The following is an 8783-nucleotide window of genomic DNA, read 5'->3' as shown; positions in this document are numbered from 1 at the left end:
GAGTCAGGAGACCCCCGTCCCCTTTTTGGTGTAGTGGCCGATCCGGGTGGCTGCAAAGGCAAACCCCAACCAGCCGATGGCGAATTGGATGCAAGTTCCGAATGCCGCCAAGCCCATGGCGGCCACCATATTCACATTCGAATAGGGCAGTGTGAACACGCAAAGTGAAAGGGCGCCGTAAGGGTGCAGGGCCATGACGTAGGGGACTGCCTGGCTGTCGATGGCGGCGATGATCGGCACCACGACCGCCGGCAAAAGGGCATAGAGGCACAGCATCGCGCCAAAACACGTCAAGAGCGAGGCAACAGTGGTCCGCGTCACGGAGGAGACGGCCAGGCTGAGGCCGGTCGACGAGTAGGCGGTGGCCAAGAAAATGATTGTTCCCGCCACGATGGAAATAGGGGCGGGCAAAACTTCGCTTCCGACTTGGTCGCCTTGGAACAGTTTGCCAATGGCAAGCAGCACGATGAGTCCAAGCCCGGAACCATAGATGACGACCGCCATCGGCAGAGCCCGCAAGGCCTTGGCCGTCACCAGTTGGTGCGGCCGGAGCGGAGACGCAAGGAGCGGATCCAAGCTACGCTTTTGCAGCTCGCCCGAAATCAGGCCACTCACAGCTCCCGGGATGGTCAGCCAGGCCAAGCCCGGCAAAATGAACATGACGACAGATAGGGGGATGTATTTGGCCGCGCTCAAAGACGAATAGGCAATCATCGAAAAGAAGATGAGGATGACAACCAACGAGGCCACTTGGTTGCCTTTGAGAGACCCGCTGACAAACCTCCGCAATTGGTTGCGGAGCTCGAAGTAAACCGGCTTGTCCGGGATCCGGTCGATCAAGGCCCTCATCTGCTGTCTCCCGCTGTGAATGAGTAAAGGAGCCGGACGGTGTCCTTGCCGACTTCTTCGCCGAAACGGCCCCCATACATGGAAGGGTCAACCTGAGCGGAAGCCAAACCAACCCGCCTTCCGCCCGCCGGCACCTTCAACCGAACCGTGACCGATTCGCCCGGGCCGATTTTCGGCACTCTCTGCTTCAGGCCCCCAATCTCCACGGTGACGTCGTGAAGGTCGGTTGCCATCGGGTTCCTTAGCTGCACTTGGGTTTCCCCACCCGATTCAGATACGGTCAGCCACCCTTTTGGCAAAGTTGTCGCCTGTTCAAAATGGAACTCCCTGAAGCTTAGGTTGTCCACGGTGAACGATGGCGCGGTGATGGAGCCCATGTCGACAAAATGGTTTTGCGTTTGGGCTTGACCGAACATATTGTAATCCCGGTAGCTGGAGGTTCCGACCTTTTGGACATTCTCAAGTTTGAGGTCGTAGCGCCCGTTCCCCGGGAAAAAGATCTGCTGGGATCCGACAAATAGGGCCCCGTCGCCGGCATCCGAGCCCACCAGAAACCCCGTGGTTTGCCTCGAAGCGGCGCTGGAATAGAGCTGCCCGGCGAATCCGAACAAAACGCCGGCCGCTCCAAGCGCAATCACCGGGGCGGTGACCCACGCCAGTTCCCCTTTCCGCAACTTGCGCAGCAACACAAAATTAACGGGGACTACCAAGACCAGATAGCCGATCAGCAGGAGCGATATCCTTCCGGCATCGGGGACTTTGATCCCGAACAACCCTTTGGCGGTCCCACCAGAGGCCGTGGAGACGGACATGGCAGGGGATCCGTAATACTCTTCCGCCGGCTGATTAAGGGTCTGCAGGAATGGTTGCCAACCTTCGGCGCACGGTTCCCAGGCCAAAGAGTAGATCAGTGAAAATCGGCCATTCCATGTGCGCCATGGGGTGGAAAAAAGATCGTAGGCGAGCCAAGTCACATTCCCCGCGCCAACGGGCAGCGTGCTTTGCACCGCCACTTGTCCTGCCATGATGGTGGCGGCCCCCGGCTTGGGCTTCAGGTCGAGCATCGGCCCCGTCGGGGGGGCGACGTTGGAATGCACTCCGTAGGCGCTTGGAGGGGCGACATCCTTAGATGACCCCCCGGGGGAAACCGGCAAGAAACCTTGCCAACGCGGGTCGCTGAGCACCGGCCGGATCGGCCCACCGACGAACACGAGGTGGAGGCCTCTGAGAACCGAGAGTTGGATGGCGGCGACTTCGGCATCGGTCAGCCTTTCTGCCCCTTCCCCCAAAATCAACAAACCCAGATCGTCGTAACCGCTTGTCCTGGTTGGGGCCATCCCCGGTTTGGCAACCCCGGCGGCAAAGCCGTTGGACCACCGCTTGTTTTCAAACTGCTTCTCCTTGTCTGGTTTGACCAATGCGGCGTCGCCGAGCGAGTCCGAAATGATCCCGATTTTGGTCGCCTCGAAATTGCCGGTGGAAGTGGGTTCAACGGAAAGCGGGGTCTCCAATATCCCCCGGCGGATCAACAGTTGCAACGGGTTGTATCCGTTTGTTTTGGTGATGTAGAGGACACGTTCCTTTTTGGCACCGCTCGGGAGATCGATGACCGTGGCGGTTTCCGTGTCGCCATCCATCCATCGGATCCCGATCGTTTCCGGCTTTCCCGTGTTTTCCAAACTCAGCCTGATGGGAACGGTTGTGAGTTCCCCGCCGAGCCCCTGCCAAACCGGTTCATAACTGATGCTGACAGGATCGGGGGCTTGGGCGTTGGAGGGTGCGGTGACCAGCACAGCGGCACACACCCCTATCACAAGCCGCCTAAGAAAAACCATGCTCTCACCGATTAAACCTTTCCTTGCGTTTATCGGTTTCGGCTTGTTGGGAAAATTTACAAAAATCCCAAACAATCGGGATTGTCAGTCGAGATCCGCGAATCGTATTGCATCCACAAGGTCGCCTTCGGCAACGATTGCGCCGCCAAGGATAGACCCGGCGATCACCCCCTGTGTCGAAATAGAAGTTCCCGGGAGGATCACGGAATCTTCGACCCGTGCCGCTTTAACCTTTGCCCCCGCCCCGATGACGACATGGCCGGCAAGTTCGGCATCGACATCGGCCGAAGGGTCCACAAGCTGGCCGCCGTCAGTCAAGAAACGGCTCGTAGCCAAGAACGAATCCAATGTCCCGGTATCGAACCAGTTACCGCCATAAATCCCTGGGATCACCAAGTGGCCCTGGTCGACAAGGATTTGGATCGCATCGGTGATTTCATATTCGCCCCGGGCGCTGGGGGCCAGCCCTGGCAACACATCCCAGATCTGCGGGCCAAATACGTACATGCCGGCCATGGCGAGGTTCGATTCGGGTTCGGCCGGCTTTTCGACCAGTTTGACGATCCGGCCGCCTTCCACGTTGGCCACACCAAACCGCCGAGGGTCTTCGACTTCCTTGACCAGGTTGAGGTTTGCCGCCCCTGCCGATTTGAACTGCTCAATAAACGGGGCCAATGGTTGGTCGTAAATCGCATCTCCCAGGTACAGGACAAAATCATCCTCAGCAACGAAATCCCGGGCAAACCCGACGGCATGGGCCAACCCTTTGGGGTCGTTTTGGCGGACGAACGAAAGATCCAAACCATAGGCTGACCCGTCGCCGAGGTGCTCGCGCATCACGCCTTCGTTTTCTCCCACGACGACGCAAACTTGGCTGATCCCGCAACCCTTGAGTTGATCAAAGGCATATTCGAGGGTCGGTTTGTTTGCAATCGGCAGCAATGGCTTGGGGATCGCCTTGGTCACCGGGTAAAGCCGGGTCCCTTTGCCGGCCGCCAAAATCACTCCCTTCATATGCCTTTTCCGTCTTGAATTTAGCACGGCAGTAAACTCATGGCGATGAAAAGGATTTCAATCGGTCGGTTTGGCCCAGGATGGGCCGTCACAGTTGCCCTTTGCACGAGCCTCGCGGGATGCCACCATGCCGACGATGCCCCTTGGGAGACGTTTGCCCAGCCGGCCGAAGCTTATAAGCCGCAAGCCAACTCGGGCAATGCCTGGGACGGATATATGCTGGCTGCCAACCTGGCTTCGGCGGCGGCGGGGCCGATGAACAAGAAGGGTGACCTCAAACCAAACGAAGAACCGCAATTTGCCCGCCGGCTACAAAACTCGGTTTCGGTCGCCATGCGGGCCAGTACCTTGCCGTGTCACGCGGAGTTCCGGCCGCAAGACCCGTTCCTCCCCCGCCCATCGGGGATCGGCCTCACGGCAATCGGCCGCGCCCTCGGCATTCAGGTCAAACAAGCCAAGGAAGGGGACAATGCCAACGGGGCGGCCCAGCCCCTGATCACGGCCCAACGCATGGCCGACCACCTAGCCCAGGGCGATGCCGACGACGCCTTGGTGGGCTATTGGATCGCATCCAACGCCCGCGCCCAAGCCGCCGAACTCCTTCAGCGCATGGATGCCCAAACGCTCCGGAATATGGGCAATGCCATCCTCGCTTCCCTAGCCGGTTCGCCGCCGCCTAACCAAACGGTTGAAAACGAATACAAAAACATGCTCTTGGGAGTCCAATTCGTGCAAAACGCCTACCGGTCAAAGGATTATCCGCTGCTCAGGGAGGCCTTTTACCACCAGGCCGACCCCGCCATCGAACACTTGGAAGGCTTGCGACCATCCGACCGCCCCGCTTACTTCAAAGGCTTTGCCGGGGAAGCCAAAGCCTATGTGGATTGGGCACTAGCCGCACTAGCCGTGCCGGCATCGGAGCGGAAGCCCATCGACCTCTCCCTGACCGGCGAGCGGCCATGGCGCCGATTCTCCATGCATCTTTTCACCCCGCTGACAGCCTTTGTCGAAGCCCGCGACCTCCATATCGCCCGGAGCCGGTTGTTCGCACTCACCTGCCTCGCTATGGCCGAAGGCAAGGCGACCGGCAAAGCCCCGGCGGAATTCGTGGGATTGCCCGAAGGTTCGACGACGGATCCTTATTCGGGCCGGCCATTCCCCTACCACCGGGCGGAGCGGGAGTTCCAAATCTACAGCGTCGGCGCTGATGGGCGCGATGATGGGGGCGAGACCAAGGGCCGGGGGCTCGCCCCAGACCTCACCATAGAACCCCCTGCCGAAAACTAACCTTGCCGGGGGAGCGGCGGCACCATGGCAGCGACCTGCCGGGCATTGAGGGCCAAACGGGGCCTCCAGACGGCCGCCTCGACCTTTTCAGCACTGACCCGTTCAGCACCGATCGCATCCAACCCTCCCAGATAGATGGCCGTGGCTTGGCTGACGGCCAAAGTCCCCGGCTCGGCGACCTTTTGCAAGTGGGCCGCCACATCGATGACATGGGCGAAGTTGACGGCGGTGGCCTGTTGGCCCGGGGCCAAAACGCTGCCGGTGTGTACAGCTGCCCGCATGGCGAGCGGCGTCTTCAACTGGTTCTTGTAGGCGTTGAATTCAAAAAGCCCGGCTTGCATGGACTTTCCTGCAGCGACTGCGGCCGCCGGGTCTTCAAAAACACAGGTCACGCCATCCCCGGCCGTCGAGTGGATCTTGCCGCCATGTTTGAGAGTGGCTTGCTCGATATACCGGTGGTATTCGTTGAACGTGTATTCGACGGCGATTTCATCGTTTTCCGTTTTGATCTTCGTCGAACCGACAACATCAACGCTCACGAATGTCACGTGCTTCTCATCTTGCTTGAGTTTGTTCTGGATTTCCAGGAGTTGGGTGAGCAGGAGGTGCCGCTCGGCGGCGGGGTCGCCGAGACCCAATTTCTTCCTGTTCTTGGAAAGCAGCTCAAAACCTGTGCCCCCGAGGACAGAGCCAAGGACGGTGAGGAAAATGGCGAGCGGCAGGTTTGACCCTCCGTGGGCTTCCAAAGTGAACATCCCATCGAGCATGGAAAAGAATGAGGCCACCAATTGGCTGGCCAACCCGAGGATAGCGCCCGAGGCGATGGCCGTTCGGACGTTGCGGCTAACCGAGGCGTTGTAAAGCCCCCCCATCCACATCATGAAGGAGACAATGGTGAAAAAGCCGCTCTGGTCGCCACCCGTGAAGGCACCGCCAAGCCATTGCGCAAACCCTGCCCCCAGGGCCAAAACCCCCGCCATGGCAAACCGCCTCATATCAGGGTCAAATGCCAAAAATGATGACTTCAGCCGTTCAAAGAACCGTTGTCTCCGATTTTGCACCGGAGTGCTCCGGACGGCCAACCGGATGTAGTCAAGCGGCGCGCCGGTTGCCTCGCTCACCGCGATCAGCGCATCATCATCCAGCTCACCGCCCGCCTGCTCGCGCAAACGGCTGGCCAAAAGGATCATCTGCTGGATGTCCTCTTCGGTCAAATAATCCCCGGCGTCAGCCCGGGGGGTTGCGGTTAATTCCTTCTCGTCCACGCCCTCACCGGGATTCTACTTGGCTGGCCCTATCCGGTTGCATGGTTGAGCCTTCCGCTCAGTCTTTATAAGGGTCGAACACATCCTTGCCCGCCATGGCCACGCCGACCGGGGTCAACCGGTGGATCACGCGGATTGTCCCTTCGTGGTGGCGCAAGACGTCGTCCAAGCGCTTGTAACATTGCGGGGCTTCATCGACGTCGGCGCCTCGGAGTTCAACTTTAGCCCGGTTCACCCAGGCCTCCATGTTGGACCGGCTGATTTGGCCTGCGGAACCTTTCTTGCCCTTGGCCTGAGTCCGGCTCATCACCCGCCCCGCGCCATGCACGGTGGAATAAAGTGTTGCCGGTGACCGTTCAGATTCCACCCCTTCGAGGATGACGGATGGTTCGGCCATTGTTGCCCCCACAAACCCCCGCTGACCCGGGAACGCGGGCGTCGCCCCTTTGCGGACGACCCAGAGGTTTTCGCCGTCATGGCGCTCCTTCCAGGCAAAATTGTGGTGGTTATGCACCTCGTCCAAAATCTTGGCCCCCAAGATTTTGGCCACGCGCCGGCAAACCCAGTCGCGACCCGCATAGGCGTATTTGCCGGCGAGTTCCATGCAGGCGATGTATTCCTCACCCAAAGGCGAATGCTCATGCAGCCACGTGATTTGGTGGCGTTCGTTGCCGATGCGTTTGGCTTGATCGATGTAATAGCTGGCAATGCCATGGCCCAAGCCGCGTGACCCAAAGTGCACGCCAATCCACACCCGGTCGGATTCATCCACCATGATGTTCACATAGTGGTTCCCGCTCCCGACGGTGCCAAGTTGCTGGCGGGCTTTGTCCTTCAAGGACTTGACCACCGAGTTCCGCTCCCAAAGCGGGTCGTCGAACAGTTCGTGGTCGACCTCTTCGTTATTGGCCCGGCCCATTCCAAAGCTGACTTTGGCGAAGACGTCGTCCATGATCGACCGGATCTTCTGCCGGACATCTTCGGCCCGGGCGTCGGTGAGCACCGCTTTGTTTCCGCAGGCGATGTCGTATCCGACCCCGCTGGGTGAAACAAGTTCATGGTAGGCCACAACCCCTCCGATAGGCACGCCATAGCCCACGTGGTGGTCGCCCATCAAGGCGGTATGGGCCGCGCCCGTTTCGCGGGCGTTTTTGATCTGCGCAACTGCGCCCGGGTCTGGAGGCCCGAAGACAGGGATATTTTCAATGATTTGCATGGTTTTCTCGCGATGGATTAAGTGAAAAAACCTGGCGGACATCTGCCCGCCAGGCCCATCCGGATTGGTACCGGCCCAGATTATGGGCAGGACGTCGGCGGGGGCGGGGGCCCGTCTTGTTGCCGGGGCAGCAGGATGTTGCTGGGGAACGAGACCGTCCCGCCGGGAATGAGGGTCGGCAGGCTCAGCAAGCAGGCATTCCCGGTCACGGCGTAGTTCGACCCTTGGTATTTGATTGCGGCAAAGTAGGCGACAGGCACGGAACTGGGCTTGAGTTTGATGCGGTTGGCGCCGTTGCCCACCGTTCCGTCAAAGTTCCCGTTGCTGTCCGTGAGCGCGGCACCGACCAGGTTGTTGCCGTTATCGACGAATTCGACTTGGATGCCCGCAACCGGCACATTGGAGTTGTTGGCCAAGATTTTGCCTTTCACATGGGTTCCCGTCGAGGGCGACACATAGATATCTTGGTTGAGGGTTTTGCTTTGCCCGGAAACATTGGCCACGCCGGTGACGGTGACGTACCCTTGCGGGTCGCTAGTGACCGAGAGCCCGCCAACCGAATTAATCGTTGCATGGCCGTTGGCGTTGGTCAACGACCACGCGGCCCCGGTGATCACCGTGCGCCGGCCGACAACATCGTAGTTGACGAACTGAACCGAAATGGAATCGCCGACCGAGAGGTTGAGCGGGTCGACCCGGGTGAAGCCGCGGAAGAATTCAAGGTATTGCCCGGGCGCAGGGGTTCCATTGCCGAAACCGCCGCTGGTGCTGCCGGAGGAACTGATCCCTCCCCCGCCCCCGCCGCATCCAAGGATGATGGCAAGAGCAACAAAGGCCGAAACCCATTTGATCGTCGTAAGAGTGTCTTTTTTCACTGGTTATCCTGGTTGTTTGATTGCAAATCTGTGGTGAATGTGTCGGGGATCAGCTCGGCCAGCGTGGCGCTCCGCCGGTTTCCTTGTTCATCGACGAGCCAGATTGTGACTTGTTCCGGCTGGCTGGTGAATTCCGCCAGGGTCTGCCGGCACATTCCGCATGGCGACCCGCCGTCCCGGGTGGCGATCGCCACTTCGGTGACCTTTCGGCACCCAGCTGCGATCATCGCTCCGATGGCCACCCGTTCCGCGCACATCGTGAGTCCAAAACTGATGTTCTCCACGTTGCACCCGGTGTAGATGGCTCCGTCCGAGCCGAGCACGGCCGCTCCCACGGGATAGACGGAGTAGGGCGCGTAGGCGTTCGTCCGGACTGTTTGGGCGGCTTCGATCAGGGATTCAGTCTTGGGCATGTGGGGCTATTGTAGCAACTCGAAGACCA

The 8783-nt window shown here is 59.6% G+C and carries 8 protein-coding genes; 1 reads left to right on the top strand and 7 read right to left on the bottom strand.

The features are described 5' to 3' along the window. Positions 1–3: 3 nt before the first annotated feature. The 3 genes from JNM28_07885 to JNM28_07875 all read right to left on the bottom strand — a co-directional run bounded on the left by JNM28_07885 (position 4) and on the right by JNM28_07875 (position 3698). Positions 4–849 carry an ABC transporter permease subunit gene (locus JNM28_07885; protein ID MBL8068356.1) on the bottom strand — a complete coding sequence of 282 codons (846 nt, stop codon included), beginning with the start codon at positions 847–849 and terminating at the stop codon, positions 4–6. Beyond that, positions 846–2642, bottom strand: coding sequence for a hypothetical protein (locus JNM28_07880; GenBank protein ID MBL8068355.1), 1797 nt, complete (start codon positions 2640–2642; stop codon positions 846–848). Before JNM28_07880 ends, JNM28_07885 begins: the two co-directional genes overlap by 4 nt. Positions 2643–2768: 126 nt before the next feature. Next, on the bottom strand, positions 2769–3698 hold the full coding sequence (locus JNM28_07875; GenBank protein ID MBL8068354.1) for an NTP transferase domain-containing protein: 930 nt from the start codon (positions 3696–3698) through the stop codon (positions 2769–2771). A 45-nt stretch (positions 3699–3743) separates the two neighbouring features. On the opposite strand from JNM28_07875, the gene JNM28_07870 reads away from it, so the two are divergent. Beyond that, entirely contained in the window at positions 3744–4985 is a 1242-nt protein-coding gene (locus tag JNM28_07870) for a hypothetical protein (GenBank protein MBL8068353.1), read from the top strand. Here JNM28_07870 and JNM28_07865 read toward each other — a convergent pair. The 4 genes from JNM28_07865 to JNM28_07850 form a co-directional block, all read right to left on the bottom strand. After that, entirely contained in the window at positions 4982–6250 is a 1269-nt protein-coding gene (locus JNM28_07865) for a hypothetical protein (protein MBL8068352.1), read from the bottom strand. The two genes, JNM28_07870 and JNM28_07865, sit on opposite strands and share 4 nt — an antisense overlap. Positions 6251–6308: 58 nt before the next feature. After that, complete coding sequence (locus tag JNM28_07860) at positions 6309–7466, bottom strand: RtcB family protein (GenBank protein MBL8068351.1); 1158 nt, start codon at positions 7464–7466, stop codon at positions 6309–6311. An 80-nt stretch (positions 7467–7546) separates the two neighbouring features. Beyond that, positions 7547–8341 (bottom strand): hypothetical protein, encoded by a 795-nt coding sequence (locus tag JNM28_07855; protein MBL8068350.1) that lies wholly within the window; start codon positions 8339–8341, stop codon positions 7547–7549. Continuing rightward, positions 8338–8754 carry a cytidine deaminase gene (locus JNM28_07850; GenBank protein ID MBL8068349.1) on the bottom strand — a complete coding sequence of 139 codons (417 nt, stop codon included), beginning with the start codon at positions 8752–8754 and terminating at the stop codon, positions 8338–8340. The genes JNM28_07855 and JNM28_07850 overlap by 4 nt, the downstream gene beginning before the upstream one ends. Positions 8755–8783: the final 29 nt, after the last annotated feature.

This window comes from Armatimonadota bacterium (assembly GCA_016789105.1).
Taxonomy (GTDB): Bacteria; Armatimonadota; Fimbriimonadia; order Fimbriimonadales; family Fimbriimonadaceae; genus UphvI-Ar2.
The sequence above is the reverse complement of the archived record's forward strand: the minus strand, read 5'-3'. Positions and strand labels throughout refer to the sequence as shown.

Excerpts from the sequence above, each read along its gene's own strand:
- JNM28_07885 (MBL8068356.1), bottom strand. The coding sequence starts at position 849 with ATGAGGGCCTTGATCGACCGGATCCCGGACAAGCCGGTTTACTTCGAG.
- JNM28_07875 (MBL8068354.1), bottom strand. The coding sequence starts at position 3,698 with ATGAAGGGAGTGATTTTGGCGGCCGGCAAAGGGACCCGGCTTTACCCG.
- JNM28_07870 (MBL8068353.1), top strand. The coding sequence starts at position 3,744 with ATGAAAAGGATTTCAATCGGTCGGTTTGGCCCAGGATGGGCCGTCACA.
- JNM28_07860 (MBL8068351.1), bottom strand. The coding sequence starts at position 7,466 with ATGCAAATCATTGAAAATATCCCTGTCTTCGGGCCTCCAGACCCGGGC.
- JNM28_07850 (MBL8068349.1), bottom strand. The coding sequence starts at position 8,754 with ATGCCCAAGACTGAATCCCTGATCGAAGCCGCCCAAACAGTCCGGACG.